Origin of the sequence: Novosphingobium malaysiense (assembly GCF_000802225.1) — a bacterium.
In the GTDB taxonomy this organism is placed as follows: domain Bacteria; phylum Pseudomonadota; class Alphaproteobacteria; order Sphingomonadales; family Sphingomonadaceae; genus Novosphingobium; species Novosphingobium malaysiense.
Window position 1 is genome coordinate 115121 of record NZ_JTDI01000007.1, and the last position, 26774, is coordinate 141894.

General features: G+C 63.8%; 26 protein-coding genes. 13 read left to right on the top strand and 13 right to left on the bottom strand.

Annotated elements, in window-relative coordinates; all coding sequences use genetic code 11:
- Positions 1 to 30 precede the first annotated feature (30 nt).
- Positions 31 to 942 carry a hypothetical protein gene (locus tag LK12_RS19985; protein WP_156135573.1) on the top strand — a complete coding sequence of 304 codons (912 nt, stop codon included), beginning with the start codon at positions 31 to 33 and terminating at the stop codon, positions 940 to 942.
- A 25-nt stretch (positions 943 to 967) separates the two neighbouring features.
- On the opposite strand, the gene LK12_RS19990 is transcribed toward LK12_RS19985, so the two are convergent.
- The 8 genes from LK12_RS19990 to lptB form a co-directional block, all read right to left on the bottom strand.
- A complete protein-coding gene (locus tag LK12_RS19990) occupies positions 968 to 2209 on the bottom strand; it encodes a glycosyltransferase family 2 protein (protein ID WP_039288210.1) in 1242 nt (413 codons plus the stop codon).
- Positions 2206 to 2748: a dTDP-4-dehydrorhamnose 3,5-epimerase gene (rfbC, locus tag LK12_RS19995; RefSeq protein WP_039288212.1), complete on the bottom strand. Its 543-nt coding sequence runs from the start codon at positions 2746 to 2748 to the stop codon at positions 2206 to 2208. The genes LK12_RS19990 and rfbC overlap by 4 nt, the downstream gene beginning before the upstream one ends.
- A complete protein-coding gene (locus LK12_RS20000) occupies positions 2745 to 3980 on the bottom strand; it encodes a class I SAM-dependent methyltransferase (protein ID WP_039288214.1) in 1236 nt (411 codons plus the stop codon). Before LK12_RS20000 ends, rfbC begins: the two co-directional genes overlap by 4 nt.
- Positions 3977 to 5038, bottom strand: coding sequence for a CDP-glucose 4,6-dehydratase (gene rfbG, locus LK12_RS20005; protein ID WP_039288216.1), 1062 nt, complete (start codon positions 5036 to 5038; stop codon positions 3977 to 3979). The genes LK12_RS20000 and rfbG overlap by 4 nt, the downstream gene beginning before the upstream one ends.
- Positions 5029 to 5802 carry a glucose-1-phosphate cytidylyltransferase gene (gene rfbF / locus LK12_RS20010; RefSeq protein WP_039288217.1) on the bottom strand — a complete coding sequence of 258 codons (774 nt, stop codon included), beginning with the start codon at positions 5800 to 5802 and terminating at the stop codon, positions 5029 to 5031. The genes rfbG and rfbF overlap by 10 nt, the downstream gene beginning before the upstream one ends.
- A 394-nt stretch (positions 5803 to 6196) precedes the next feature.
- On the bottom strand, positions 6197 to 6874 hold the full coding sequence (locus LK12_RS20015) for an energy transducer TonB (protein WP_039288218.1): 678 nt from the start codon (positions 6872 to 6874) through the stop codon (positions 6197 to 6199).
- A 222-nt stretch (positions 6875 to 7096) separates the two neighbouring features.
- The gene (rpoN, locus tag LK12_RS20020) at positions 7097 to 8608 is read right to left on the bottom strand and encodes an RNA polymerase factor sigma-54 (protein WP_039288220.1); all 1512 of its coding nucleotides are present in this window, start codon (positions 8606 to 8608) and stop codon (positions 7097 to 7099) included.
- Positions 8609 to 8655: 47 nt separating this feature from the next.
- A complete protein-coding gene (gene lptB / locus LK12_RS20025) occupies positions 8656 to 9420 on the bottom strand; it encodes an LPS export ABC transporter ATP-binding protein (RefSeq protein ID WP_052223672.1) in 765 nt (254 codons plus the stop codon).
- 229 nt (positions 9421 to 9649) lie between these two features.
- Between lptB and LK12_RS20030 the strand changes: the two genes are divergently transcribed.
- Entirely contained in the window at positions 9650 to 10048 is a 399-nt protein-coding gene (locus tag LK12_RS20030) for a hypothetical protein (RefSeq protein WP_231568427.1), read from the top strand.
- A 97-nt stretch (positions 10049 to 10145) separates the two neighbouring features.
- A complete protein-coding gene (locus LK12_RS20035) occupies positions 10146 to 11492 on the top strand; it encodes a TldD/PmbA family protein (RefSeq protein ID WP_039288224.1) in 1347 nt (448 codons plus the stop codon).
- A 4-nt stretch (positions 11493 to 11496) separates the two neighbouring features.
- Here the strand turns inward: LK12_RS20035 and LK12_RS20040 are convergent, their stop codons facing one another.
- Positions 11497 to 12282: an enoyl-CoA hydratase/isomerase family protein gene (locus tag LK12_RS20040; protein ID WP_039288226.1), complete on the bottom strand. Its 786-nt coding sequence runs from the start codon at positions 12280 to 12282 to the stop codon at positions 11497 to 11499.
- The gene (locus tag LK12_RS20045; RefSeq protein ID WP_039288227.1) at positions 12279 to 13079 is read right to left on the bottom strand and encodes an enoyl-CoA hydratase-related protein; all 801 of its coding nucleotides are present in this window, start codon (positions 13077 to 13079) and stop codon (positions 12279 to 12281) included. The genes LK12_RS20040 and LK12_RS20045 overlap by 4 nt, the downstream gene beginning before the upstream one ends.
- 70 nt (positions 13080 to 13149) lie before the next feature.
- On the opposite strand from LK12_RS20045, the gene LK12_RS20050 reads away from it, so the two are divergent.
- The 4 genes from LK12_RS20050 (at position 13150) to LK12_RS20065 (ending at position 15895) form a co-directional block, all read left to right on the top strand.
- Positions 13150 to 13566: a secondary thiamine-phosphate synthase enzyme YjbQ gene (locus tag LK12_RS20050; RefSeq protein WP_039289553.1), complete on the top strand. Its 417-nt coding sequence runs from the start codon at positions 13150 to 13152 to the stop codon at positions 13564 to 13566.
- A gap of 69 nt (positions 13567 to 13635) precedes the next feature.
- Positions 13636 to 14268 carry a carboxymuconolactone decarboxylase family protein gene (locus tag LK12_RS20055; RefSeq protein WP_052223634.1) on the top strand — a complete coding sequence of 211 codons (633 nt, stop codon included), beginning with the start codon at positions 13636 to 13638 and terminating at the stop codon, positions 14266 to 14268.
- The gene (locus LK12_RS20060) at positions 14265 to 15134 is read left to right on the top strand and encodes a cytochrome b/b6 domain-containing protein (RefSeq protein ID WP_039288229.1); all 870 of its coding nucleotides are present in this window, start codon (positions 14265 to 14267) and stop codon (positions 15132 to 15134) included. Before LK12_RS20055 ends, LK12_RS20060 begins: the two co-directional genes overlap by 4 nt.
- Positions 15131 to 15895: a molybdopterin-dependent oxidoreductase gene (locus LK12_RS20065; protein WP_039288232.1), complete on the top strand. Its 765-nt coding sequence runs from the start codon at positions 15131 to 15133 to the stop codon at positions 15893 to 15895. Before LK12_RS20060 ends, LK12_RS20065 begins: the two co-directional genes overlap by 4 nt.
- 133 nt (positions 15896 to 16028) lie before the next feature.
- Here LK12_RS20065 and LK12_RS24755 read toward each other — a convergent pair whose 3' ends face one another.
- The gene (locus LK12_RS24755; protein ID WP_156135574.1) at positions 16029 to 16484 is read right to left on the bottom strand and encodes a hypothetical protein; all 456 of its coding nucleotides are present in this window, start codon (positions 16482 to 16484) and stop codon (positions 16029 to 16031) included.
- Positions 16485 to 16811: 327 nt separating this feature from the next.
- Here LK12_RS24755 and LK12_RS20075 point away from each other — a divergent pair, with 327 nt between their 5' ends.
- Positions 16812 to 17624 carry a sterol desaturase family protein gene (locus tag LK12_RS20075; RefSeq protein ID WP_039288236.1) on the top strand — a complete coding sequence of 271 codons (813 nt, stop codon included), beginning with the start codon at positions 16812 to 16814 and terminating at the stop codon, positions 17622 to 17624.
- 73 nt (positions 17625 to 17697) lie between these two features.
- On the opposite strand, the gene LK12_RS20080 is transcribed toward LK12_RS20075, so the two are convergent.
- A complete protein-coding gene (locus LK12_RS20080; protein WP_039288239.1) occupies positions 17698 to 18963 on the bottom strand; it encodes a cytochrome P450 in 1266 nt (421 codons plus the stop codon).
- Positions 18964 to 19084: 121 nt separating this feature from the next.
- Here LK12_RS20080 and LK12_RS20085 point away from each other — a divergent pair, with 121 nt between their 5' ends.
- From LK12_RS20085 to LK12_RS20100, 4 genes are all read left to right on the top strand, one after another.
- Positions 19085 to 20044 (top strand): ABC transporter ATP-binding protein, encoded by a 960-nt coding sequence (locus LK12_RS20085; RefSeq protein WP_039288241.1) that lies wholly within the window; start codon positions 19085 to 19087, stop codon positions 20042 to 20044.
- Between the two features lie 583 nt (positions 20045 to 20627).
- Entirely contained in the window at positions 20628 to 22226 is a 1599-nt protein-coding gene (nadB, locus tag LK12_RS20090) for an L-aspartate oxidase (RefSeq protein ID WP_039288244.1), read from the top strand.
- 90 nt (positions 22227 to 22316) lie between these two features.
- Positions 22317 to 23057 carry an SDR family NAD(P)-dependent oxidoreductase gene (locus LK12_RS20095; RefSeq protein WP_039288247.1) on the top strand — a complete coding sequence of 247 codons (741 nt, stop codon included), beginning with the start codon at positions 22317 to 22319 and terminating at the stop codon, positions 23055 to 23057.
- Complete coding sequence (locus tag LK12_RS20100) at positions 23054 to 23821, top strand: SDR family NAD(P)-dependent oxidoreductase (RefSeq protein WP_052223635.1); 768 nt, start codon at positions 23054 to 23056, stop codon at positions 23819 to 23821. The genes LK12_RS20095 and LK12_RS20100 overlap by 4 nt, the downstream gene beginning before the upstream one ends.
- 19 nt (positions 23822 to 23840) lie before the next feature.
- On the opposite strand, the gene LK12_RS20105 is transcribed toward LK12_RS20100, so the two are convergent.
- Positions 23841 to 24086: a GlsB/YeaQ/YmgE family stress response membrane protein gene (locus tag LK12_RS20105; protein WP_039288250.1), complete on the bottom strand. Its 246-nt coding sequence runs from the start codon at positions 24084 to 24086 to the stop codon at positions 23841 to 23843.
- 792 nt (positions 24087 to 24878) lie between these two features.
- On the opposite strand from LK12_RS20105, the gene LK12_RS20110 reads away from it, so the two are divergent.
- Complete coding sequence (locus LK12_RS20110; RefSeq protein ID WP_407938178.1) at positions 24879 to 26771, top strand: ribonucleoside-diphosphate reductase subunit alpha; 1893 nt, start codon at positions 24879 to 24881, stop codon at positions 26769 to 26771.
- The last annotated feature ends 3 nt before the right edge of the window (positions 26772 to 26774 follow it).

Sequence of the window (26774 nt, forward strand, 5' to 3'; positions counted from 1 at the left end):
CCACTACCCAAGGTTTACAGGGGGCTCATCTTGAAGGTTATCATCCACGCCGGATGCGCGAAAAACGGCTCCACGGCGTTCCAGACATTGATGCATCGGGTCGGCCCCGCGCTGGCCGATCAAGGGGTGTATTATCCCCCCGCCGTGCTCGGTCACCGCGACTTCGCCGAGCGGGCCTATATCGACGACTACGAATGGGTGGACCGGGTCATGGCCGACGCCCGAGCCCGGGACGCGACGACATTGCTGATATCGACCGAGCATTTTCAAAATGTGCTGTGCCAGAAGGTCTACGGCCTCGGCATCGGTCTCGCGTTCCGCGAAAGGGAAGCAGAAGAAGTCCGCTACGTCTTCTCGGTCCGGGACCCGTTCGACTACTTCGAATCGATCTATGCAGAAGCGGCGAAGTGGTTTCCGATCAGCGTCGAACAGGCGGCCAATGCCGCGCTTCGGCAGGGCAGCTTCTGGACTGCCTGGCAGGCCCTTGTGCCGGTGGCTTATGTCTTCGACTACGCAACCGTTTTCGGAGAGTTCCGCAACTACCTGGCAACCGTCGATCCAGCCATCACGCTCGACTGCTGGGAACTGTCGGACTTTTCCCACGGCTTTGCCGGGCGGCGACTTCTTGAAACGGCAGGCGTTTCGGACGGGGTCTTGAAGGAGATCGAAGCCGGCCTCGAATCCGGTGAGATCACGATCAATCGCAACCAGCGCAGCAGCGCGCAGGACATCGAAATCTTTCACGCGCAGCAGTATCTGTTCGGCAATACGGTGCTGCCCTCGCTGGCCGCACAGAAGAGCGACCAGCTTGAACCCGTTGCGAACCTCGTTGCCCAGGTCGCGGAAACGAAGCTTCGGCAAATCAATTCACAGCGCGATGCCCTGCGCGCCCGCTTCGCCGAGCGGTTTGCGAACTGGCGGGAATGTCTCTCGCAGGACTAGGCGCCGAGACCCGGCACCGTCCGTGCTAGACCAGCACGAACTTCATCAGGTCGCTTTCCAAGAACACGAAGTGCGGGTCGAAGCCCCGGCCTGCAAAGGCATCTGCCGCTTCCTGTGATGACACGAGAACGGCGGTCGAGGCCGGTTGTGCATCGCTCTCGCCGGCATCGCCCGTCACTTCGATATGGTCTGCGAGGCCGAGCTTGCGCAGCACTTCACCGATGGCCTGCGGATCATCCGCCTCGCTCAGGATCAGGCGCTTCACCTCGGGTATGGCGCTGACGTTGTAGGCCAGCGTCTGCAGGCCAACCATCGCCGGAAACTGCGAGCGCAGTTCCGCAACGCTGGGATGGTCGCCGAAACCGGCAATGGCCATGCGCGTGTAGAGTTCATAGGCCCGCACATAGTCGTTGCGCGCCACCCAGAAGCGCACCGCCACCGACATGCGCAGCGCCGTAAAAATGTGGCACATCCGGTCGTAGAGCGCGCGCGCTTCCTCGTCGTCGCTCAGCTTGCCGCGGCTGACGCCGAAATGCAGGAAGTATTCGAGGCCGCCGCGATACATGTCCCATGAGGTCATGACATCTTCGTTGCCCGCCTGCTCGCGGTTGGGCGCAACCTTGGACACGGTGACCGAACGGTAGAACGGGTCCTTGAGGAAAGTCACCGCGCCCTGATCGAGGAAGTGGGCGAGATAGACGAAGGGCCAGAAGCAGAAGAAGCGCGGCACGAAGGACGAGCGCACGCTCGACATGCGGTAGATCGCGATTTCCGGGAAGATGTGCTTCTGGAAGATGAATTCGAACACGCTCAGGAAATCCTGCCGTTCGAACTTCACATCCGCATCCACCTCGTAGAACTTGCGGTGATCGACGCCCTGAACCTCGTCGTAGAGATACCACGGCGCATGGCAGGCGCTGACGTCCCGGTTGGCGTCGAGGTAGGCGATCACATCCTTGATCCGCGGCAGGATCAGCAGGTCGTCGTCTCCCTGATAGATCATGTACTCGCCCGAGGCGTGCTGGATCGCGTTGGTGAGATTGGGGCCCGGACCGGCATTTTCCGGCATGCGCAGATAGAGGATCGGCAGGCCTTTATCGATGAAACCCTGCACCACCTCCTGCGTGTTATCGCTGGAGGCGTTGTCCGAGATCACGATTTCGTGGGCAAAATCGAAATCCGCTTCCGCCAGGCAGGTCAGCGCAGTTCGCAGGTATTCCGCCCGGTTGTAGGTCGGGATACAGATGCTGAGTTTCGTGTCGGTCAAAGGACCACCTCGTTGCTGAAATCGGGATAGTGGGCATCGCGCGTGCCGATGACTTCGGGCGCGAAGGGCCAGGCGATGGCGAAGGCGGGATCGTCCCAGCGCACGCCGCGAGCCAGATCCGGCGCGTAGATCTCGGACATCTGGTAAAACAGCTCGCAATGGTCCTCAAGCGTGAGGAACCCGTGGGCGCAGCCGGCGGGAATGTAGAAGGCATTGTGCCGGACGGCATCGAGTTCGACCGCCGCCCACTTGAGGTAGCTGGGCGATTCCGGCCGCAGATCGAGCGCGACATCGAACACGCGCCCGCGCGTTGCCCGCACCAGCTTGGCCTCCGCCCTGGGGGCGATCTGGAAATGCATGCCCCGCAGCGTGCCACGCCTGGCATTGGTCGAGACGTTGCATTGCGAATAGACGCTGGCAAGGCCCTGCGCTGCGAACGTCTCCGCGCAGAAGGTGCGGGCGAAAGCACCGCGCTCGTCTTCGAGCATCTCGGGTTCGATCAGAAAAGCCCCGGCCACGTCCGTTGGGACGAACTTCACGCCAGCACCGTCAGTTCCGGAACGGCAACCACGAACTGCCCGCCCCACTCGCGCACCTCGCCCATCGTCGCCATGACTTCCTCGCGAATATTCCAGGGCAGGATCAGGACATAGTCAGGCCGCGTCTCGGCGAGCGTTTCGGGCGGCAGGATCGGAAGGTAGCTACCGGGCAGGAAGTGACCCTGCTTGGCCGGATTGCGATCGACCACATAGGCGATCCGGTCGGTGCCCACGCCGCAGAAGTTGAGCAGGGTATTGCCTTTGGCCGCTGCGCCATAGGCGGCGACCGTCTTCCCATCGCGTGCGGCCTCATCGAGGAATGCCAGCAGCCCTTCGCGCACCGGGGCCACACGGCTCTGGAACGCGGCGTAGGTCTCGATCCGGTCGAACCCGGCGGCCTTTTCATCGCCACGCACTTTGGCGAGGCCGGGGCCGGTTTCGTGCGCCTGCGACGTTGTTGGGCAGGCCAGCACGCGCAGACTGCCGCCGTGGGTGGGCAGTTCCTCGACTTCGAAGACCTTCAGGCCGTGTGCTGCGAAGACCGTCTCCACCGCCAGCAGCGAGAGGTAGTAGAAGTGCTCGTGATAGACGGTGTCGAACTGAACTCCCTCGATCAGCCGCAGTAGATGGGGGAACTCGACGCTGACGACACCGTCGGGCTTGAGGACGGCTGCAAGGCCGCCGACGAAGTCGTTTATGTCGGGCACGTGGGCCAGCACGTTGTTACCGATGACCAAGTCCGCCGCGAGGCCCCGGCTCACCAGATCCTGCGCCGTCTCCTCGCCGAAAAAGCGCGCCTCGGTCGGCACGCCGATCTGCCGGGCGGCCTCGGCGACGTTCTCGGCAGGTTCGATCCCGAGTGCAGGCACGCCCGCGGCAACGAAGTGCTTGAGCAGGTAACCGTCGTTGCTCGCCACCTCGATCACTTGCGAGGTCTCGTCCAGACCGAAGCGTTGGCGTGTCATTTCGGTGAAGCGCCGAGCGTGCTCCACCCAGCTGTCGCTGTAGGAGGAGAAATAGGCGTAGTGGCTGAAGATGTCCTCGGGCGGCACGAAGCTGTCGGCCTGGACGAGCCAGCATTGCGAACACACGAAAGCGCGCAGCGGATAGGCCGGTTCGGGTTGCGCGATCTGCGCTTCGGTGAGGTAGGCATTGGCGAGCGGGGTTTCGCCGAGGTCGACGAAGGGTTGTTCCACCGGCGCGCCGCAGAACCGGCAGGGGCGCGTGCTCATGCCATCAGGTCCTCGTAGGCTGCGATCTGTTGCAGCGTGAATTCGCGCATGTCCGCTCCCCGGCGATGGGCGTCGTACCAAGCGACCGTCCAGTCGACGGTCTGCCCCCGGTCGAGACAGGGACGCCATCCCAGAACGTCAGCGGCGCGGGCGGAATTAAGCATCAGGAACGGCGCTTCGCTGGCCCATTTGCCGGGAGCCTGCTCCCAGCTTCGGGCTAGGCCGAAGCCGCGCCCCAGTTCTTCGGCCAGTTCGGCAACGGTGGCGAAATCCTGCGCGTCGGGGCCGAAGTTCAGCGCATCGGGTAAACCGGCACTCCCGCCCTCGGTTAGCGCGCGGGCATAGGTGAGATAACCGCCGAGAGGTTCCAGCACGTGCTGCCAGGGCCTAACGGCATCGGGATAGCGCAGCATGGCCGGCTCTCCGCTTTCCAGCGCGCGGACGAAATCCGGCACCAGCCGGTCCTCCGCCCAGTCGCCGCCGCCGATGACATTGCCGGCGCGCGCGGTGGCGAGGACGACGCCCTGCTCGCGCAGGAAGCTTTTCGCGTAGCTCTTGCACACCAGTTCGGTGCAGGCCTTCGAACTGCTGTAGGGATCGCTGCCGCCCAGAGGATCGCTTTCCACGAAGGCTGTGGGCTGGCCATCGTTGGCATAGACCTTGTCCGAGGTCACCACGAGCACTGTGCGCACCGAGGGCGTGCTGCGCACGGCATCGAGCAGGTTCACCGTGCCCATGACATTGGTGGCGTAGGTCCCCACAGGATCGGCATAGGAGGGCCGCACCAGCGCTTGCGCCGCCATGTGGATGACAATTTCCGGCTCGGCTTCGCGCAGCAAACCGGAAAGCCCAGCGGAATCGCGGATGTCGGCAGTGTAGTGCTTGCCAGTCCAGGGCGCTGCCATCGCATAGAGCGACGGCGACGATACGGGTGCCAGCGCTACTGCCGATACCGTCGCACCCAGCCGCTCCAGCCAGAGGCTCAGCCAGGCGCCCTTGAAGCCGGTTTGTCCCGTGACGAAAACTCGCCGGTCCTGCCAGAAGCTATTCAGCCCCATACCTTCCAGGGCGCCTTGCCGGAGTTCCACAGTTCCTCGAACTGCACCTTTTCGCGCAGCGTATCCATCGGCTGCCAGAACCCGTCATGCTCAAAGGCCGCAAGCTGTCCGGCGGCGCAGAGCTTTTCGAGCGGCTCGCGCTCCCACACCGTCGCGTCGCCTTCGATCAGATCGATGACCGAACGGTTGAGCACGAAGAATCCTCCGTTGATGCGCTGATTGCTGATGTTCGGCTTCTCGACGAACGAGGTGACGCGTCCGTTCTCGATATTGGCTGCGCCGAAACGGCCCGGCGGCACGACCGCGCACATCGTCGCTTCCAGGCCATGTTCGCGGTGGAAGGCGATCTCGGCGGTGATGTCGATATCGCCTAGCCCGTCGCCATAGGTCATGCAGAACGGCTCGTGGGGATCGAGGTAAGGCGCCACGCGGCGCAGGCGTCCGCCGGTCATCGACTGGATGCCGGTATCGACAACCGTCACCCGCCAGTTGACCTGTTCGGCGCTGTGATGCTCGATCGTGCCGTTGGAAAGGTCCACCGTGATGTCGTTGTGGTGGATGAACAGGTTGGTGAAGTATTCCTTGATCATGTAGCCCTTGTAGCCGGCGCACACGATGAATTCGGTGATCCCGTGATGGGCGTAGATGTTCATGATGTGCCACAGCATCGGCTTTTCGCCGATCTCGATCAGCGGCTTGGGGCGGGCGATCGTTTCTTCCGAAAGACGCGAGCCGAAGCCGCCGGCCAGAATTACGGCTTTCATGAGAGGCGCCCCGCTCCCCAATTTCGTGCAAGCCCTGCCGCAAGCTGCATCTCAGCAATACCCCTGATTTCGCTTTTGTTATTGGCTGACCGGCCGTCCCATCCCGGCATGGCGATCTGAACGGGCAAGGGTATAGGCGTATCGACTCGTTCTGCGCAACCCGTGGAAATGAAGGTCGAAAACCTACGAAAAATGCGGCTCAGCCGAGAAAAAGGTCCTCCCCGGACAAGCCGGGAAGGACAGTATCAGCCGCCCAGGGTGGGGGCGTCAAAGACCGAAGCTGAAAGGCCGGAGCGGCGGTGGAAAGGCGCGGATCGGGCCGCTCCGGCCCTGCAGTCACAGCGACTGCATTCTCGAGGCGACAACGTGTCGCCAATGGATGGACTTTTTGCGGTCAATCGCGCGGAATGACCCAGCGGATCGTCCCGGCATAAGTGCCGGCGACCTGGTTGCCGCCCGCATCGGTCGCGGGTTCGAACCGGGCGCGGCGTGACACGTTGCGGCAAGTGGCATCGTCGAGACCGGCATAGCCGCTGGACTGGACGATGGTGCATTCGCTTACCCGCCCGCTGGCATCGATCGCCAGCCGAAAACGAACCGTTCCGCTGTGGCCGGCACGAAGATCGCGCGTCGGATAATCGTCGGTGGTCACCCATCCGGCCATCGTGCCCGTGGGCCTCGCCGACTTCGGCGCAAAGGGCGGCGGGGGATCGCTCGGGACCACCGGAGGAACGAAGATGAAATCGGCCAGGTTCTTGTCGCCCAGTGGCTCCACGGCTGGCTCCGGCGCGATGTCGAGTGGCGGCAAAACCCTGGCCTCGGCTGACTTGATGAACGTCTCCCGGGGGACCTGCGTCTTGGGCAGTACCTTCGGCTCCTCGACGGGTTTCGGCGGCGGCGGAGGCGGAAGCGCGATCTGCACCCCTTCGGTGCGCGATTCCGGTGCGCTCTCGATGAAGTTGACCGCCAAACCGTGGACGAGGGCCACGGCCAGTCCGACCTGGACAAGCGCGACCGTGCTACCGGTCAGCGCCTTGCGACCGCTGCCGGAATTCCCATCGACATAGGACATGGGCTTCCTCTCCATATGCTGGCCGCATCCCTGCAATCTATCGCAGACCCGGCTCGGTTCATGGACGGAACCGTAACACAATCAATTTGGTTGGGAATTATTTTTTACTAAGGAAAACAAGTATATATAGGATCACTGTTATAATAACCGTGCTTCATTTCTTGGGGAATCGCCGCATTCTGCGGGTGGCAAGCAAGTCGCTGAATTAGGGCTGAATGAAAATCAGCGCGCGCCGGCCAGGGCTTTCTGGCGCCGGCGCTGCACGGAACTGCCCAGACCGATCGCTTCGCGATACTTGGCGACAGTCCGGCGGGCGAGTTCGAAACCCTTTTCCTTGAGCAGTTCGACCAGGGCATCGTCGGACAGGATGGCCTTGGGGTCTTCGGCGTCGATGAGCTGCTTGATTGCCGCCTTCACCGCTTCGGCCGATGCCCCGCCTTCGCCGCCCGCCGAGGCGACACCGGAACTGAAGAAGTACTTGAGCTCGTAGGTCCCGCGCGGACAGTTGAGGAACTTGTTCGAGGTCACGCGGCTGACGGTCGATTCATGCATGCCGATGGCCTCGGCTACCGCGCGCAGCGTGAGCGGCTTTAGCTGCGAGACCCCGTGCCGGAAGAATCCGTCCTGCTGCTTCACCAGTTCGGTGGCGACCTTGAGGATGGTCCGCTGGCGCTGGTCGAGCGCCTTGATCAGCCAGTTGGCATCGGCCAGCTTATCGGAAAGCCAGGCGCGCGAGGACTTGTCGTCGCAGGTGCCCTTGAGCTCGACGTAGTAGCCGCGATTGACGATCAGGCGCGGCAGGGTGGCCTGGTTGAGCGCGATGTCCCACCCGCCATCGGCGCGCGGGGTCACGAGAATGTCCGGCGTGACGGCGCCGCTGGGTTCGCCGCCAAACCGCATGCCCGGCTTGGGATCGTAGCTGCGCAGCTCTGCCAGCATGTCGGCAAAGTCCTCGTCATCCACCCCGCACATGCGCTTGAGCCGGGGCAGGTCGCCGCGCGCGACGAGATCGAGATTGTCGATCAGCTTGGCCATGCAGGGGTCGTAGCGGTCAGCCTCCCTGGCTTGCAGCGCAATGCATTCAGACAGGCTGCGCGCACCGACCCCGGTGGGATCGAGCGACTGGACAAGGGCCAGCCCCTCTTCCGCTTCCCCAGGCTCGATGCCCAGATCCTCGGTAATTTCCTCCAGCGAAGCGGGCAGATACCCGGCCTCGTCGAGCTGGCCGATGAGGTAGCGCGCAATGCCGGCAAGCCGCAGGTCGTCGGTCTCCGCGCCGACCTGCGCTTCGAGGTGTTCCGTGAGCGTCTCGCTGCCGCTGGCCCTTTCGTCGATCCCGGGGCCTTCCTCTCCGGCCGGGCCGCGCAGATCCGAGCCCCAGCTGGCATCGTCGAGCGCGCGCTGTCCGTCACCGGTATCGCGGTCCCGGTCGAGCGAACCGGCATCGATGTCCAGGGGCCGGTCGTCGGCCCCTCGCCCCTCCCCGATCAGCTGATCGACGGAAGAGCTTTCCAGGTTGGTGCGACGCGCCTCTTCCGGCATTTCGACGGTTTCGGAAACAGGCTCCGGCGCACGTTCGCCGACGTCGAGGAGCGGATTGGCTTCCAGCGATTCGCCGATGAAAGTCTCGATCTCGAGATTGGACAGCGCCAGCAGCTTGATCGCCTGCTGCAGCTGCGGCGTCATCACCAGCGACTGGCTCTGTCTGAGGTCTAGGCGGGGCCCCAACGCCATCGGTCAGGCCCGCTTCAGGAAGATGCCCAGAACCCGAACCGCTGGTCTCACAACGTGAAACCCTCGCCCAGATAGAGTCGGCGTACGTTCTCGTCGGCGACCAGCGCTTCGGGACTGCCCGCGAAGAGCACCTGCCCGCCATAGATGATGCAGGCGCGGTCGACGATATCGAGCGTCTCGCGCACGTTGTGGTCGGTAATAAGCACACCGATACCACGCGTTTTGAGATCGCGCACGAGATCGCGGATATCGGCGATCGAAAGCGGATCGATGCCGGCAAACGGCTCGTCGAGCAGCATGATCGAGGGGTTCGCGGCGAGCGCGCGGGCAATCTCGCAGCGGCGCCTCTCGCCGCCGGACAGCGCCATCGCCGGGCTGGAACGCAGGCGGGTCAGACCGAATTCCTCGAGCAGGCGTTCCAGCTCCTGCTCACGCACAGCCTTGTCCGGCTCGTTGAGTTCCAGCACCGCACCGATGTTCTGCTCGACAGTCATCCCGCGGAAGATGGATGTCTCCTGCGGTAGGTAACCCAGGCCCAGGATCGCACGGCGGTACATCGGCAGCCGGGTGACGTCGATGCCATCCATGAGGATACGGCCCGAATCCGGCCTTACCAGTCCCATGATGGAATAGAAGCAGGTCGTCTTGCCGGCGCCGTTTGGACCGAGCAGGCCCAGCACCTCGCCCTTGGCCACGGACAGCGATATGTCCGAAAGCACCGTGCGCTTGTCGTAGCTCTTGGCGATGGAGATCACCTCAAGCCCGCCGCGCTCGGCCAAAAGCGATGCAGCATCGGCAGCATCGCCCGTCATCTGCTCTTGCGAAAGATCGGTCGTTTCGGTCATTCCTGCGAGGTTTACGCAGCGAGCGCGGCGACGGCAACCCAGCATTTCCGCTTGACCTGCCTGATTGGCAGGTTTCGTGCATGACTCGCGCGCGACGCCGTCCGCCGGTTCTTCGCACTTGCAAAAAGTGGAAGTGAACTTGATCTTAACGCATTTAAATGGTTAGCTTGGTGATCGGACGAGGGAGAGTCGCCTGATGAACAACGGAACAAACCAAGCCACGATCACCCAGGCGTCTGCGTTTCACAAGCAGGCAAGCAAGGCGGCAGACTGGCGCCGCAAGATGAGCGACCATATTGCCTATGCCCTGCTGGTCTATACGGCTCTGCAGATTTTCGTAACCGTGGGCGCGCTCAAGGCCGGAGGCGGTTCGCTCCTGCCCTATCTCGCCCTGGTCATCCTCGTCATTGCCATTATCCCCGCGTGCCGGCGCTTTGAATCGCGTTGGAACCGCCTCACCGACGAACAGGCGCACGATCCCAGTCTCGCCCCCTATTATCGGCGCGATCGCTTCATGCTCTGGGCACTGGCCATCGGTCTGCCCTTTGCGCTGACCGGTCTGTTCAAGGGTCTGGCTGTAGCTTTCGCTTCCTAAGCCTTCCTCGCAACTCGCATTTGCCCTTCGCCGCGCCGGCGACTAGGGCAGGCGCGCGCACGATTGCGTGCGCCGGTGACAGGGAGTTGCGATTCACATGCTCAGTCCGGAACAGGCCAGCGACCGCGCGCGGGACCTCGTCGAGCGCGCACGCCGTGCCGGCGCCGATGCCGCCGACGCCGTTTACGGGTCCAATGCCTCCGAAGGCATCCAGATCCGGCTGGGCAAGCTCGAGGACGTCGAGCGTTCGGAAAGCGAACATATCGCCCTGCGCGTCTTCCTCGGTCATCGCTCCGCCAGCATCGGCTCTTCCGATCTTTCGCCCGCCGCGCTCGACGAACTGGCGGCGCGGGCGGTGGACATGGCGCGCGCGGCACCGGAAGACCGCTATGCCGGACTCGCACCCAAGGAACTGCTGGCACGCGGACCGTTCCCCGAGCTGGACCTGATCGAAACCTACGAACCCAGCCCGCAGACGCTGCGCGCCATGGCCGAGGAAGCCGAGGACGCCGCCCGCGCGATTGCCGGCGTGACCAATTCCGACGGTGCCTCCGCCAGTGCCGGTTCGGGCGTCTTCGCCCTTTCCACCAGCCATGGCTTCACCGGTGGATACGCATCCACGCACCACTCGATCAGTGTCTCGGTGGTTGGCGGCGAAGGTGCCGGCAAGCAGCGCGACAACGCCTGGCGCACGGCCCATCACTCCGGCGACCTGCCGCCTGCTGCGGAGATCGGCAAGCTGGCCGGCGAGCGCACCGTCGCCCGGCTCGGCTCGATGCGAATGAAGAGCGGGCCGATGCCGGTCGTGTTCGATCCTCGTGTTGCGGGCACCCTGCTCGGCCACCTGATCGGCGCCATGTCCGGCAGTTCCATCGCCCGTCGCTCCAGCTTCCTGCTCGACAAGCTCGAAGAACAGATCTTCGCGCCCGGGATCGAGGTGGTGGAACGCCCGCACAATCCACGCGGCCTGCGCTCGCGCCCGTTCGACGGCGAAGGTCTGCCGACCGTCGCTCGCAATCTCGTCGAGGATGGCCGCATCACCGGCTGGCTGCTCGAGTCGGCCTCGGCTCGCCAGCTCGGCTTGCAGCCGACCGGTCATGCCGCGCGCAACGGCGGCGGCGCGCCGAGCGTTTCGGTGGGCAATGTCCACCTCGCGGCAGGGGCTCTGTCCCCCGCCGAGCTGATGGCGGATATCAAGGAGGGGGTCTACGTCACCGAGCTGATCGGCCAGGGCGTGAACGGCGTGACCGGCGACTACAGCCGCGGCGCCAGCGGTTTTCGCATCGTCAACGGCGAACTGGCCGGGCCGATCTCGGAGTTCACCGTCGCCGGCAACCTGCTCTCGATGTTCGCGAAGCTGACGCCTGCCAGCGATCTGGAATGGTACCGGGCGATCAACGTGCCGACGGTTCGCGTAGACGGCATGACCGTCGCCGGAGATTGATAGCCTACTGCGAGCCCTCTTTGCGGCGCGCATAGCCCTCGGCCATCAGCTTGCCGAGCTCGGGCCGGTTCGCCGTCTGCAGGTGGCGGGCACTTTCGACTTCGATGTATTCGTCGATAGGCAGTGTCTCGGCGGAGACGCAGTTGGCCTTCATCAGCCGCAGCGCCAGCGGATCGCGCGCGGCGAGCCGTTCGGCGAGCGCCATGGTTTCGCTGTGCAGCGCATCGGGCTCGTAGAGGCGATTGACCAGCCCCATCGCGTGCGCTTCCTCGCCGCCGAAGCGGTCAGGGAAGAACAGCAGTTCGCGGGCCTTTGCGCCGCCGACAAGGCGGTCGAGGCTCCACCCCAGCCCCATATCGCCGGATACGCCGACATTGAGAAAGGCCGTCGAGAAGCGCGCCCGCGCGGTGGCGAAGCGCAAGTCGCAGGCTGCCGCCCAGCCCATGCCTGCACCGGCACATCCGCCATCGATGGCCGCCAGCGTGACTTGCGGCATGGTGTGGAGCAGCGTGGAGGCGTGGTAGATCGCGCCCATGTCCGCTTGCGCGCCTGCACCGGATACCGGAGCATTGTCCTCGGGCGTGGAGGCGATATCCGCGCCCACGCAGAAGTCGTGGCCGGCGCCGCGCAGCACCAGCACGCGTGCGTCGCTCGCAGCCACATCGCGCACCGCCTCGTAGAACGCGACGCACATGCCCATCGTCACGCCGTTGCGCCGCTCCGGGCGGTTGAGCGTGACGAGGGCGATGGCGCCGTGCCGCTCGACGAGGACGGTCGGCGCGTCGCTCATTGCGGGTTGGACCAGACCGGCGCGCGCTTCTCGAACAGCGCCTTGCCGCCTTCGCGGGCATCGGGGCCGGCGAACATGGCGCGCACTTCGGGGAGTGCGAACATCTCCCTGTTCGAAGCTTCCATGCCGAGATCGTAGTAGGACTGCATCACCGCCTTGGTCGCGATGATCGATGCCGGCGAGCACGAAGCGATCTCCTCCGCCCAGCGCCGGGCGCAATCCATCAGCTCGCCATCGGGCACGATTTCGGCGACGATTCCCCAGTCGTGCGCCCGCGCCGCGGACACCTTGCGCGCGGTGAGCAGCATGGCATGCGCGCGCTTGGGCCCGAGTTCCTGCACGATGCGCTGGATACCGCCGCCAAGTGCCGCGAGGCCCACTTTCGGTTCGGTCAGGCCGAAACTCGCGCTTTCGGCAGCGACGATGACATCGCAGGCCAGCGCCGCCTCGAACCCGCCGCCCATGGCAAAGCCGTTGACCGCCGCGATCACCGGCTTGCGGCGATTGAAGCGCCACACCAGCCCGGCGAACCCGGTCTCCGGCACCGGCATGCCGTTGAAGGCACGCGGATCGGCCTTGTCGAAGGGCGTGCGCAAGTCCGCACCGGCGGAGAAGGCCTTGTCGCCCGCTCCGGTAAGGATCGCGACCCACAGGTTCGGATCGGCCTCGTAGGCATCGAACACTTCGCCCAGTTCGAAATTCGCCTCGCCGTGAAGCGCATTGCGCATTTCCAGCCGATCGATGGTCACGGTCATCACGTGGCCTTCGGTCTCGACCTTGCAGAACCGGGTTTCCATGCGCGTTTCTCCTCTCGTTGGCCTGCTGCCTGTTGAAACCTGCGCGGCCAAGGATCAAGATCGGCAGACGATGAGACAAGTGTCTAGCATTCTTTCCTTCGAAACTCCGGGCCGCAGCCTGACCGATATCACGCGAGCGATGGCGGACTGGCTGGACGAGGCCGGCATTTCCGAAGGGCTGCTCACGCTGCTGTGCCGGCATACTTCGGCCTCGCTGCTGATTCAGGAAAACGCCGCGCGGGAAGTGCGGGGGGACCTCCTGACATGGCTCGACCGGCTGGCGCCGGAAGGTCCGCACTATGCGCATGATGATGAGGGGCCGGACGACATGCCGGCGCACCTGAAGGCCACGCTCACCGGCGTGAACCTGCAGATCCCGGTGATCGGCGGCCGCATGGCGCTCGGCACGTGGCAGGGGATTTACCTTGCCGAGCACCGCGCGATGCCGCACCGTCGGCAGATCGCCGTGCATGTTTTCGGCGAATAGAAAACCGGGAAGCCTCGCGCTGTAACCGCCGGCGGTCCCGCAACGAATAACGGGAGAGAAGGAGCGGATATGGACGTGACAAATGCGGAATTCGATCCGGGCTTCGATATCGCCGCGCGCCAGGCGCACGTGGTGGGCGAAAGGCCGCGCATCGATCCGGTGGCGCAGGAAGACATCGACCCGGCCTCGCGCCGGCTCGTCGACGAGATCCGCGCCAGTGCCGGTGCACCGCCGGTCGAGGAGGTGCCCGAATACATGCGTACCGTCCTCAAGCACCCCGAGATCTTCCGCTGCCAGATGGAAATGGGCACCGTCCTGTTCCAGGGGCGCATTCCCGCGGACGAACGCGAGCTGGCGATCCTGCGCATCGGCTGGCTATGCCGCGCGCCCTACGAGTGGGGCCAGCACGTCAACTTCGCCTACCGCATCGGACTCGACCGCAATCTGATCGAACGCGCGCGGATCGGCTCGTCAGCGCCAGGGTGGACGGCCCACCAAGCCGCGATCCTGCGCGGCGTGGAAGAGCTGCTCGAAGACAAGGCGCTGTCCAATGAAACCTGGGACGTTCTGGCCAGGAGCTGGGACGAGGCGCAGCTGATCGAATTCCCGATGATGGTCGGCCAGTACGTCGCCACCGCATTCGTCCAGAACACGCTGCGCATCCGGCTCGAGGACGGCAATCCGGGGCTCGCCCACGCATGAGCACGCCTGAAGGTCACGGCAATTCCGCCCGGGGCGGGGATCTGGTGAAGCGCCACCGTCTCTCGACGCGGGTGTGGCACTGGATCAATGCCGTGACCCTGCTGGTCATGCTGATGAGCGGCTTGATGATCTTCAATGCGCACCCGCGTCTCTACTGGGGCGAGTACGGCGCGAACTACGATCCCGCCTGGCTAAAGATCAGTTCGGCGCGCGCCGGCGGCCGGGAGTTCGGCTATCTCCAGATCGCGAACACCCGGTTCGAGACGACCGGCGTGCTCGGGCTCTGGGAAGACCCCGAGGGCCGCACCCAGCGCCGCGCCTTTCCCCACTGGGCGACGATCCCCTCGCGCTACAGCCTTGCCGGGGCGCGGATCTGGCATCTGGCCTTTGCCTGGGTGTTGGCCGGAGGGCTCGCGCTCTACTTGGCATGGTCGCTGCTCAACGGCCACCTGCGGCGCGACATCCACATCACCCGGCGCGAGTGGAAGCTTGCGCACATCTGGAACGACATAAAGCAGCACGCACGCCTCCGCTTTCCCACCGGCGTAGCAGCGCTGCGCTACAACGTGTTGCAGAAGCTGTCCTATGCCGGCGTGCTCTTCGTGCTGCTGCCGCTGATCATCCTCACCGGTCTCGCCATGTCGCCGGGCACCGATGCCTGGCTGCCGCTGGCGACGCAGATCTTCGGCGGGCGGCAGTCTGCACGCTCGGTCCACTTCATCTGCGCTTTCCTGCTGGTGCTGTTTTTCCTCGTCCACATCGTGATGGTAATGCTGGCCGGCCCCTTCAACGAAGTCCGCTCGATGATCACCGGCCGCTATCGGCTGCCGCCCGAAAAGGCGGACGCCCCGGAGAAGCAACCATGAGCCGCCTGATTCTCTCGCGCCGTCACCTGATCCGGGCCGGGGCGGTCGGCGCCGGAGGGCTGCTCCTGTCCGGCTGCGACAAGCTGTTCGAGAACCGTACCTTTCGCGAGACACTCGAAAGCGCCGAGGACCTGCATCAGGCCACCCAGCGCACGCTGGGCCGCGATGCTCTCGCACGCGAATTCTCCAGGGCGGATATGTCGCCGATGTTCCGTGCCAACGGCAGCCGCGAAGTCGCCGATGCGGTCTATCAGCGGCACTTGCAGCAGGACTTCGCGCAGTGGTCGCTGCGGGTCGATGGGCTGGTGGAACGCCCGCTCGATTTGCCGCTCTCGATGCTCAAGGGCTTTCGCCAGCGCACCCAGATCACCCGGCACGATTGCGTCGAGGGCTGGAGTGCGATCGGCCAGTGGACCGGGCCCCAGCTCGGCCCGCTGCTCGACCTTGCCCGGCTCAAGCCGGAGGCGAACTACATCGTTTTCCACTGCGCAGACCTCTACAACGGGCGGCCCTACTACGAGTCCATCGATCTCGTGGATGCCTTTCACCCGCAGACGATCCTGGCCTGGGCGATGAACGGCAAGCCGCTCGAACAGGCCCACGGCGCGCCCCTGCGGCTGCGGGTCGAACGCCAGCTCGGCTACAAGCACGCCAAGTTCGTCACCCGCGTGGAAGCCGTGGCTTCGCTCGATGGCATCTATGGCGGCAAGGGCGGGTATTGGGAGGATAACGGCGCCTACGCCTGGTATGCCGGGATCTGACCGATCAATAGGCCGCGTGCACGAGCCAGCGCGAGCGCTCATGGCAGCTGTCTGGGATTTTCAATCAGAGGCGGACTTTCCTAACCCGCCGAAATATCGGTCTAAATTGCGAAAGGTCTTACCCCACAATCGATCAGTGGCTCGGCGGATCCTGCCTACCTTGCAGACAGGGCCGTTCGTAATTCGCTACCCTCGACATCCGGGCGGCAAGGCGTTTCCCTTCTGCCATGTGGATTTGACTTCTCTTCCCCGTCGACGCGTCAATCATCAGGGCGACATAGCAATTGCCATCAAGCGGGAAGGGAGGAGCCGCCTTGCCTCCATAACGCACTGGAAGAGCGATCATGACGATGTGCTTCTCATCAGCGTAAACATCCTTGATAAGACCTGCATGCGCGAACGTTCCATCCGGGCGTTTCAGCCAAGCCTTTGCTCCGCCACCATGCGAAATTTCATAGCCATTGGGGAGGGTTGGCGAGGCATCGCATGCCCCAATGGAGACAGCTGCAAGGATGCAAAGTACATAGCGGTTCAAAGCCAGACTGCATGGGAAGCTCATGCCTTGTTCAAATAAACGGCTTTGCAGCATTTGCCGAGGGTGCATCTGAATTCATTTCGATTGGTGGGAGTTCCATTCCGCCCCTTTCAAAAACGCGAGGAACTCGCTCGGTAGTAAAGGGAAAAGACCAATCGGGAACGCCCCTCAGCTCGACAATGCTTCCGTTCACCCATCGGATCGGCTTGCTGGATGCAAACAGCCATCCGGGGTGGAATTGGTTCACACCGCCTAAGACTCCCAGTTCCGCAAAATTGATCCAGCGCAAGGAAGTGATGCACTTCATATCGCTATGAGAACTGCGTTCTCGATCGCTGCAATGCGAATCGGGAAAGGGATTCGATGAGAGAGGATCAGGCAATGGACAGTGCATTCTGGGATGGACTGCTGGCGAGTTACCACTGGCAGTTGTCTCTCTACACCGCGCTCGGCATCATGGCCGTGACGTTGGCGGGCAAGCTGCTCGTGAGGATGGTGCCGACGTTTCGCGAAGCGGCGCAAGCGAACCAGGAGACCTACCGCACGAAGATGGAAAACCCGCGTTATGCGGCAAACCAGCGCTGGAACCGCAAGTGGGGCCTGTTCTTCTGGGTGGTGATCTTCGCGGGCATCCTGCCGTTCACCCTGACCGCCGAGCCGCAGCCGGTGTGGCAGATTCTGCTGGACTGCTTCGTGATCCTGATGGTCTATGACTTCTTCTACTATCTGGTTCACCGCTTCCTGTTTCACGATGCCGGATTCCTGGGCGGCCCGCTGATCTGGGTCCACGCCGTCCACCACCGCCAGCACAACCCGTGCCGCGAGGATTCAAGCTACATCCACCCCATCGAGGTTGCTATGGGTCTGGGGCTCTATGTCGCCTGCATCTTCGTGCTGTCGCGCGTCATGGGCAATTTCCATGTCGCCACGATCGTGATCACCTGGGTCGCCTTCTCGCAGATCAACCTGCACAACCATGACCTGTGGACGGTGAACCGCTTCCCCTTCAAGTACCTGAACACCATGTCGGTGATGCACCACAATCACCATGCCCGGTTCACCGGCGGCAACTTCGCCACGATCTCGCTGCTCTACGACTGGATGTTCGGGACGCTCGACTACGGCGCGGGCTACAAGGGCGCCGAATACACGCCCAAGCCCAAGAAGGCGTCCGAAGGCGCCGAAGCGGCCTGACGCGGACAACGACACGCAAAAGAAAACCGGGGCGGCCTGCCCCGGTTTTTGTATGGCACGGCATTGTCGGCCTTCAGGCGACCTTGATGTGCAGGTTCGCCAGGCCGCGGATGATGTAGCTCGGCTCGTATTCGATCGCGCGGTTGCCGGCCGGGCCATGATGCGCCTCGTCGAGCGTGATCGAACTCGTGTGTTCGAGGAACCGGTCGAGGATGACCGCCACTTCGGCACGCGCCAGAGGTGCCCCGGCACAGGTATGCGCGCCGCGTCCGAACGCGAGATGCTCCTTGATCTTGGGACGGCCGATGCGGAATTCGGCCGGGTCCTCCCAGCGGCGCGGATCGCGGTTGGCGGCGGACAGCGAGACGACCACGCGCTTGCCGGCCGGAATCTCCATGTCCCCGATCTTCGTCTTGCGCGAAGCAATGCGGAAGGTCGCCTTGGTCGATCCCTCGACGCGCAGGACTTCTTCCAGGAACGGGCCGATCAGCTTGCGGTCTTCGCGAAGCTGCTGCTGCAGATCCTGGTCCTCGGCCAGGCGGCGCATGGAATTGCCGATCAGCTTGGCGCTCGTGTCCTGCCCGGCGGCGAATAGGAACATCGCCGACTTCACCACTTCCATGGCATCGGGCGTGGACCCGTCGGGATACTTCGCCAGCGCCATCTCGGTCATGACGTCGTTCTGCGGCTGGGCCCGGCGCTCGGCGACATAGCGGGTGAAGTACCCGGCCATGACCATCAGCGGATGAACGCTCTGGCCATCCTCGCCCGCGTCCATGTTACCCGGCGGCGGCGCGGAATCGATCACTTCGCGGAACGCCTCGCGGTCGTCCGCCGGCACTCCGAGCAGGTCGGCGATGACCATGGTCACGAAGGGCGTGGCCACCTTGTTGACCAGTTCGCACCCGCCCGCCGCGACGACATCTTGCACCATCTCCTCGGCGTAGGCCCGCATGAACGCCTCGTTGGCCTTGAGGCGCGAGGGCGTGAACAACGGGTTGAGCAAGGACCGGGCCGCGGCATGACGCTCTCCATCGTAGGAGACCATCAGTTCCATTGGATTGCTGGGTGTCGCTGCAAGCTGCGCGGTAATGTCGTCGCCTTCGAGTTCGAACGGCAGCGCCACCAACGGATCGGGATTGAGCCAGGAGGAAAAATCCCGAGTGTTGAGCAACACGTCGAGTGCTTCGGCGAACCCGGTCACCACGACCACGTCGCGGCTCTGCATCTGGTAGACCGGACCGTGCGTGCGAATCGATTCGAAATAGTCGTAGGGATCGAGGAGGACGGAGTGGTCGGTAAAGTAGTCCTTTTCGAAGGTCTGGGCTGCGGTTGCCATTCTTGCTCTCCCAATGGTCCCGGCTTCAATGATACATCGTGTATCATAAGTGAGCGCCAAATTGGCGTCAAGCGACACTCACTCTTTACGCGGGCGCGAACGTGCCCCACATGCGGGAGCCATGAACACCGCCCCCCAGTCGAATGCCGCCATCTCGATCCGCGACCTCGTCAAGCGCTATGCGCCTGCCGGCAGCGGCGAGGGGAAGCTGGCGCTGAAGGGCGTCTCCTTCGACGTTCCCGAAGGCGGGATCTTCGGCCTGCTGGGCCCCAACGGCGCGGGCAAGTCGACGCTGATCAACATCCTTGCCGGACTCGTGCGCAAGACGTCCGGCACCGCCGAGATCTGGGGCTTCGACATCGACCGCGACCAGCGCAACGCCAAGCGCTCGATCGGCATCGTCCCGCAGGAAATCGTCTTCGATCCGTTCTTCACCCCGTTCGAGGTCCTGGAAAACCAGGCGGGGCTCTACGGCATAGCCAAGCACCTGCGCCGCAGCGAGGAACTTCTGCGCGCCGTCCATCTCGCCGACAAGCGCGATGCCTATGCACGAACGCTCTCGGGCGGCATGAAGCGACGCCTGCTCATCGCCAAGGCGCTGGTCCACCAGCCGCCCGTCCTCGTCCTCGACGAGCCGACCGCCGGCGTCGACGTGGAACTGCGACGCCAGCTGTGGGACCTGGTCACCGAGATGAACCGCGAAGGCGTGACCATCGTGCTCACCACGCACTACCTCGAGGAAGCCGAGGAACTGTGCGACCGCATCGCCATCATCAACCACGGCGAACTGATCACCAACAAGCCGACCCGCGAACTGGTCGGCATGGCGCGCGAGAAGATCCTGGTCCTGACGGTCGACCGCGACATCACCGACATGCCGAACCACCCGGGCGTTCTGAAGTGCGAACCGATCGGGGAGCGCCAGCTCGAAATCACCTACGACAAGGACCGCAGCAACGCGGGAGAGATACTCTCTGCCGTCCAGGCGCAGGGTTTCGCCATCGTCGACGTCACGACGCGCGAAGCCGATCTCGAGGATGTCTTCGTAACCCTGACCAGCCAGGCGCGCGCAGCGGCCTGAAACCCTGTGCTGCAGGCGCGAAGGGCGATGATCTGCCGCCGCTGAACGTCGCCACCGGGGACACCGGCTTTCCCGAGCGGGACAGGCGGACAGAAATTACAACAGTTTAAATGCACAAACCGCCGATTGGCGCGAATTTTGGCAGTGACGGCGGGCAGGACGCAACACTTTGCCTGAACGAACGGCGAGAATTTCACATTCGTCTTCGGGCGTAAAATCAACTGCCACTTCGTTTATTCACGCTGATCGTCGCGCTTCCAAAGGTGATGCTTCATTCGCCGGATAGGATCCCCGCAGTTCTTGCAAGTACCGATATAATTGGCACCATCCCAACGCACATCGTTACGAACCGGGCGATGCCGGTTCAAAGCGCATAACGTGAAAAAGTTAGCCACGCTTTTAACTCCGCGTGATGCTGGAATTCTGTTTCGACTGCCATAAATCCGGGAACGGCAATCGGGCGACCGCAGAAAGCTTTTTTGTACTGGTACGCATCCTATAGTTCATTTTGCCGCACCGCAACAAAACTATGCCCTCGCCGCAAAATCTTGCAGGGATCGTGATTGATCGGCAATGAAGTGCCATGGCCACACCTGCGAACGACGCTAAGACCTTCGATATCCTCGTAATCGGCTCGGGCGCCGCCGGCTTGACGGCTGCCCTCGCCCTCGCCGAGCGGCACAAGGTGGCCGTGCTCGCCAAGGGCACGCTCATCGGGGGATCGACCGCATGGGCCCAAGGGGGCATCGCTGCCGTGCTGGACGAGGGCGACACCTTCGAAGAACACGTGCACGACACGATGGTGGCCGGCGCCGGCCTCAACCGCCGTGAGACTGTCGAGTTTGTTATCGAGCGCGCACCGCATGCGATCCAGCGGCTGATCGATCTGGGCGTGCCGTTCAACATGGAGGGCAATGAACTCCATCTCACGCGCGAGGGTGGCCACTCCCACCGCCGCATCGTCCACGTCAACGACGCCACCGGCTGGGCAGTTCAGCATGCGCTGCTGAAAGCCGCCGAAGCGCATTCCAACATCACCCTGTTGCCGGGTCGCTCCTGCATCGATTTCATCACCGGCCGGCACGAAGTGCGCTATTCCGCTTCGGGCCGCGTCTGGGGGGTCTATGCCCTCAACGAGCAGACCGGCCATGTGGAGGCCTATACCGCGCGGGCGACCGTGATGGCGACCGGGGGCGCCGGCCGCGTCTATCGTTTCAGCACCGCCCCGCGCGGGGCCACCGGAGACGGCATTTCGATGGCCTGGCGCGCCGGTGCACGTGTCTCCAACATGGAAATGATGCAGTTCCACCCCACCTGTCTCTACAACCTCGACGTGAAGAACTTTCTCATCACCGAGGCCGTGCGCGGCGAAGGTGGCAGGCTCAGGCATCCGGTCACCGGGCACCGCTTCATGCCCGACTACGACGAGCGCGGCGAACTGGCCCCGCGCGATATCGTGGCCCGCGCCATCGACGATCAGATCAAGCGCTACGGTCTCGACTATGTCCACCTCGATATCAGCCACGAGCCGCCGGAATTCGTGAGGGAGCACTTCCCCACGATCCACGAGAAGCTGCTCTCGCTGGGCATCGACATGACCAAGGAGCCGATCCCGGTCGTGCCGGCCCAGCACTATACCTGCGGCGGCGTGGTCATCGACCTCGACGGCCGTACCGACCTTCCGAACCTCTATGCGGCCGGGGAATGCACCGAGAGCGGCCTGCACGGTGCCAATCGCCTCGCATCGAACTCACTGCTGGAATGCTTCGTCTTCGGCGATGCAGCCGCCGCGCACATCCTGGCCAACTGGGACAGCTTCGAATCGCCGCCCCAGGTCATGGGATGGGACGAGAGCCGGGTGACCGATTCCGACGAGGAAGTCGTGATCAAGCAGAACTGGACGGAGATCCGCCGCTTCATGTGGAACTACGTCGGCATCGTGCGGACCACCAAGCGCCTCGAGCGCGCCATGCACCGTATCCAGCTTCTCAACACCGAGGTGGAAGAATACTACCGCCATTTCCGCGTCTCGACCGATCTCATCGAGTTGCGCAACCTGCTCCAGACGGCGGAACTCATCGTGCGCTCCGCTCTCAGGCGGCACGAGAGCCGCGGCCTGCATTACACGCTCGATCACCCGGAGGCGGACGCCAATCCGGTCGATACGGTGCTGGTTCCGTGATCACATCGCTCATGCGAAGCTGGCACTTCCGCGCTCGACACTGACCCAGCCATGCCGCACTCTTCCGGAAAAGCGGGAGAGAACTGCATCATGAGCACCAAAACGGCATTCGTCACGGGATCGTCCCAGGGAATCGGGGCGGCCGCGGCTCGCGCCCTGGCGGCCGACGGCTATCGCGTCATCGTTCATTACGGCAACAGCCGCGAGAAGGCCGAGGCCGTGGTCGCCGGGATAAACGCGGAAGGCGGCCAGGCGGAGCTAGTGGGCGGCGACCTGTCCGATCCGCAGACGCCGGCCCGGCTTGCCCGGGAGGTCGCCGCGCTGTGTCCGGATGGCCTGCAGGCGCTCGTGCTCAATGCCGCCGTGATGCCGCCATCGGACATCGGCAGCTGCAGCGAGGAGACCTTCGACCAGATCGTCACCATAAACCTGCGCGCGCCCTTCTTTCTGCTGCAAGCGCTTTCAGCAACGCTTGCGGAGGGGGCGAGTGTCGTCTTCCTCTCCTCGCTCACGGCCCGACGCGTGACGGGCGGAGTGGCAGCCTATGCGACGATGAAAGGCGGGATCGAGACGCTGGTGCGACGCGCGGCGCACGAATTCGGGCCGCGCTGGATTCGCGTCAACGCGATTGCCCCGGGTACGACGGCTACCGGACCGATCGCGGCATGGGCCGAAACACCGCAGGGATTCGAGACCACCACCCGGGACCAGGCCCTCAAGCGGATTGCCCAGCCCGAGGACATTGCCGGTCCGATCGCATTCCTGTGCAGCGACGCGGCGCGCTGGATCACCGGCGCTGTCCTGCCGGTCGACGGCGGCGCATTGCTGTGAGCCGGCTCCAAGGACGCGTTGCGCTGGTCACCGGATCCTCGCGCGGAATCGGCGCTGCGATTGCCCGGCGACTTGCGGCCGACGGCGCCAGGGTGATCGTCCACGCCCGTACCCAGCGCGACCGGGCCGAGGGGGTGGCAGAGGCGATTCGCGCGGACGGCGGCACCGCCGACGTGGTGATGGGCGACCTGACTGCGGGTGACACGGCCCTCGACGTCGTGCGCGAAGCCTACGCGGTGCACGGTGCGCTCGATGTGCTGGTACTCAATGCCGGGGGCGGCAAGGGTGGTCTGGCCGCCGACATGCCGGTGGAGACCATCGACGCCGTGCTGGCTCTCAATCTGCGTTCGACGATTCTTGCCGCATCGGAATTCGCGCGCCTCACAGGCAGCACCGCAGGCCGCGTAATCTTCCTTTCGTCCGGGATGGCGGCCCATGCCGCTCCCGGTGTCTCGATCGGGGCGGCAGCCAAGGCCGGCGCGGAAGCGTTCATGCGCAGTCTGGCACAGGAACTGGGCCCGCGTGGCATCACTTGCAATTCGGTCGCACCGGGCTGCACCCGCACGGAAATGATCGCCGGGCAGTCCTGGCCCGAACAGGTGGTGCCCTGGACGGCATTGCGCCGCCTCGGCGAGCCCGAAGATATTGCCGATGTCGTCGGCTTCCTCGCGTCGGAAGAGGCCCGCTGGCTGACCGGACTCACGATTGCCGCCAACGGCGGCCTGGTGACGACCGCGGCAAACATCCTGGCGCGAGCGAAATAGACGCCCGCGCCGATGAGGCCTAACCGCCGATGCCGAGGGCACGGCCGATGAAGATCAGCGCCATGCCGCCCAGGATCGAGGCAAGGCAGCCGGCGCGGCTGAAATCGCTCTGCCCGCGGCTGGTTATGAGGCCGGCCGCCAGCGAACCGCCGATACCGAGCAGAATCGTCGCGATCCAGCCCATCTCGACCGCGCCCGGGTAGAAGAAGCGCGCCAGGACGCCGATCACCAATCCACTGATAATGGCGCCGATGATATTGAACATGTGAGCTTGTCCCTCTCGCAAAAACGTAGCCTAGAAAACTACGAACGGGCATACGGTTGCACGGATACGCCGGATGTGCACCCCGGGCTTCTGCAGGCGGTAGAGAGCCATCGACGACCGTATCTGGCGGGACGATTGCCCAACTTCCTACCTTGACATGCAAAAGGACTTACTCGGTTCGTCGCAAACCCGATTCGGTTCGTCGGCGAATTATGTGGAAAAATTTTTCAGTGCCGAGGACGATTTAGGCTCTTGCATCGACGACAGGTAAAGGACTTTCCACGCGTCGCGGAGCTTGGGTACCCGTCCAGTGGTCGTCGTCGCCACGCGTTAACCGTGACTTCACCCTCTTGCACCCGTTTCCAGAAAGAGCACTATGGGTTGTGTCGCTTCGGTCGCCAGGCCTCAATACCTAGGAATGCCACGTGGATCGGAACGATCGCGCAACGGTGTTCCCGGGACAGGGGGAAGGCCCGGAACCGGGGCACGCTCAGGGCAAGGCGGGGATCTATTCGTTCTCTTTTTGTGCCGGTCATGCTAGACAGGAACCACCCCGTCGACTCATGCCGGTGACGCCGACGACCCTGCAGGGGACTGAACCTGCTGCAAGGCGGTTCGATGAAGCTAAGATTGGCACGGGGGCGACAAGTGGATTTCAGAAGCGGTAACGAGGGTCATGTGGCCAGCCACGATTTGAGCCACGACGAAGGCAGCCAGGTCTCGACGGAAGACCGTGACACCCCGCGCGAGACTGCGAGGAACGAAAAGGAGACGGGCAAGAGCCCGGCAATCGTGATGGACAAGACCGACACTGCGACCGCCGATCTGGTGGAAGCGCCCGAGACAGTGAAGAAGACGGGCAAGAGTTCGGATTCCAAGGCGATCCACGACCGCCGCTTCACGATCGTCACCGACGACAGCCGCAATGCCCTGCTGACCGATTTCGGCAAGGAAACGCTCGACGACCGCTACCTGCTGCCGGGCGAGAAGTACCAGGACATCTTCGCCCGGGTGGCTGATGCCTATGCCGACGATCAGGAGCACGCCCAGCGTCTCTACGACTACATTTCCAAGCTCTGGTTCATGCCGGCCACACCTGTCCTGTCCAACGGCGGCACGGGACGCGGCCTGCCGATCTCGTGCTACCTCAATTCGGTGGACGACAGCCTCGAGGGCATCGTCGCGACCTGGAACGAAAATGTCTGGCTCGCCTCGCGCGGTGGCGGCATCGGCACTTACTGGGGCGCTGTGCGCGGCATCGGGGAGCCGGTGGGCCTCAACGGCAAGACCAGCGGCATCATTCCCTTCGTGCGCGTGATGGACTCGCTGACGCTGGCGATCTCGCAGGGTTCGCTGCGGCGTGGCTCGGCCGCCTGCTACCTCGACATCTCGCACCCGGAAATCGAGGAGTTCCTCGAGATCCGCAAGCCGTCGGGCGACTTCAACCGCAAGGCGCTCAACCTGCACCATGGCGTGCTACTGACCGACGAATTCATGGAAGCCGTGCGCGACGGCGCCGAGTTCGAGCTCAAGTCGCCCAAGACCGGCGAAGTGCGCGGCACCGTGAATGCCCGCTCGCTGTTCCAGAAACTCGTCGAGACGCGGCTTGCTACCGGCGAGCCCTACATCGTCTTCAACGACACCGTGAACCGCATGATGCCCAAGCATCACCGCGATCTCGGCCTCAAGGTCTCGACCTCGAACCTGTGTTCGGAAATCACCCTGCCGACCGGCCGCGACCACCTCGGCAACGACCGCACGGCAGTGTGCTGCCTCTCCTCGCTCAACCTCGAAACCTGGGAAGAGTGGAAGGGCGAGAAGCGCTTCATCGAGGACGTGCTGCGCTTCCTCGACAACGTGCTGCAGGACTACATCGACCGCGCGCCGGACGAGATGGCCCGCGCCAAGTACTCGGCCATGCGCGAACGCTCGGTCGGCATGGGCGTGATGGGCTTCCACTCGTACCTGCAGAAGAAGGGCATCGCCTTCGAAAGCGCGATGGCCAAGGCGCTCAACATGCAGATGTTCCAGTACATCAACCAGAAGGCCAACGAGGCCTCGATGCTGCTGGCGAACGAGCGCGGCCCGTGCCCGGATGCCGCCGATCAGGGCGTGATGGAGCGTTTCAGCTGCAAGATGGCGATTGCTCCGACCGCATCGATCTCGATCATCTGCGGCGGCACCAGCGCCTGCATCGAACCGATCCCGGCCAACATCTATACCCACAAGACGCTCTCGGGTTCGTTCGTGGTGAAGAACCCCTACCTGCAGAAGCTGCTGGCCGCGAAGTCGAAGGATTCCACCAACGTGTGGAACTCAATCCTCGAGCACGGCGGTTCGGTGCAGCACCTCGACTTCCTCTCGCCGGAGGAAAAGGCGGTCTACAAGACCAGCTTCGAGATCGATCAGCGCTGGCTGCTCGAATTCGCCGCGGACCGCACGCCCTACATCGACCAGGCGCAGTCGCTGAACCTGTTCATCCCCGCCGACGTCGACAAGTGGGACCTGATGATGCTGCACTTCCAGGCCTGGGAGAAGGGCATCAAGTCGCTCTACTACCTGCGCTCCAAGAGCGTGCAGCGCGCCGGCTTCGCCGGCGGCGTCGAGGCGGACAACACCTCCGAGGCCCCCAAGTTCGAGCTGGGCGAGACGACCGACTACGACGAGTGCCTCGCCTGCCAGTAAGGC

Coding starts and splice junctions, on each gene's coding strand:
- rfbF (WP_039288217.1), bottom strand. CDS start 5,802: ATGAAAGCCGTAATTCTGGCCGGCGGCTTCGGCTCGCGTCTTTCGGAA.
- LK12_RS20055 (WP_052223634.1), top strand. CDS start 13,636: ATGGACGTGACAAATGCGGAATTCGATCCGGGCTTCGATATCGCCGCG.
- LK12_RS20000 (WP_039288214.1), bottom strand. CDS start 3,980: ATGAGCACGCGCCCCTGCCGGTTCTGCGGCGCGCCGGTGGAACAACCC.
- LK12_RS20045 (WP_039288227.1), bottom strand. CDS start 13,079: ATGGAAACCCGGTTCTGCAAGGTCGAGACCGAAGGCCACGTGATGACC.
- lptB (WP_052223672.1), bottom strand. CDS start 9,420: ATGACGGGCGATGCTGCCGATGCTGCATCGCTTTTGGCCGAGCGCGGC.
- rfbG (WP_039288216.1), bottom strand. CDS start 5,038: ATGGGGCTGAATAGCTTCTGGCAGGACCGGCGAGTTTTCGTCACGGGA.
- LK12_RS20105 (WP_039288250.1), bottom strand. CDS start 24,086: ATGTTCAATATCATCGGCGCCATTATCAGTGGATTGGTGATCGGCGTC.
- LK12_RS20075 (WP_039288236.1), top strand. CDS start 16,812: ATGGACAGTGCATTCTGGGATGGACTGCTGGCGAGTTACCACTGGCAG.
- LK12_RS20040 (WP_039288226.1), bottom strand. CDS start 12,282: ATGAGCGACGCGCCGACCGTCCTCGTCGAGCGGCACGGCGCCATCGCC.
- LK12_RS20065 (WP_039288232.1), top strand. CDS start 15,131: ATGAGCCGCCTGATTCTCTCGCGCCGTCACCTGATCCGGGCCGGGGCG.
- LK12_RS20095 (WP_039288247.1), top strand. CDS start 22,317: ATGAGCACCAAAACGGCATTCGTCACGGGATCGTCCCAGGGAATCGGG.
- nadB (WP_039288244.1), top strand. CDS start 20,628: ATGGCCACACCTGCGAACGACGCTAAGACCTTCGATATCCTCGTAATC.
- LK12_RS20060 (WP_039288229.1), top strand. CDS start 14,265: ATGAGCACGCCTGAAGGTCACGGCAATTCCGCCCGGGGCGGGGATCTG.
- LK12_RS20080 (WP_039288239.1), bottom strand. CDS start 18,963: ATGGCAACCGCAGCCCAGACCTTCGAAAAGGACTACTTTACCGACCAC.
- LK12_RS20030 (WP_231568427.1), top strand. CDS start 9,650: ATGAACAACGGAACAAACCAAGCCACGATCACCCAGGCGTCTGCGTTT.
- LK12_RS24755 (WP_156135574.1), bottom strand. CDS start 16,484: ATGCTGCAAAGCCGTTTATTTGAACAAGGCATGAGCTTCCCATGCAGT.
- rpoN (WP_039288220.1), bottom strand. CDS start 8,608: ATGGCGTTGGGGCCCCGCCTAGACCTCAGACAGAGCCAGTCGCTGGTG.
- LK12_RS20015 (WP_039288218.1), bottom strand. CDS start 6,874: ATGTCCTATGTCGATGGGAATTCCGGCAGCGGTCGCAAGGCGCTGACC.
- LK12_RS20035 (WP_039288224.1), top strand. CDS start 10,146: ATGCTCAGTCCGGAACAGGCCAGCGACCGCGCGCGGGACCTCGTCGAG.
- LK12_RS20085 (WP_039288241.1), top strand. CDS start 19,085: ATGAACACCGCCCCCCAGTCGAATGCCGCCATCTCGATCCGCGACCTC.
- LK12_RS20050 (WP_039289553.1), top strand. CDS start 13,150: ATGAGACAAGTGTCTAGCATTCTTTCCTTCGAAACTCCGGGCCGCAGC.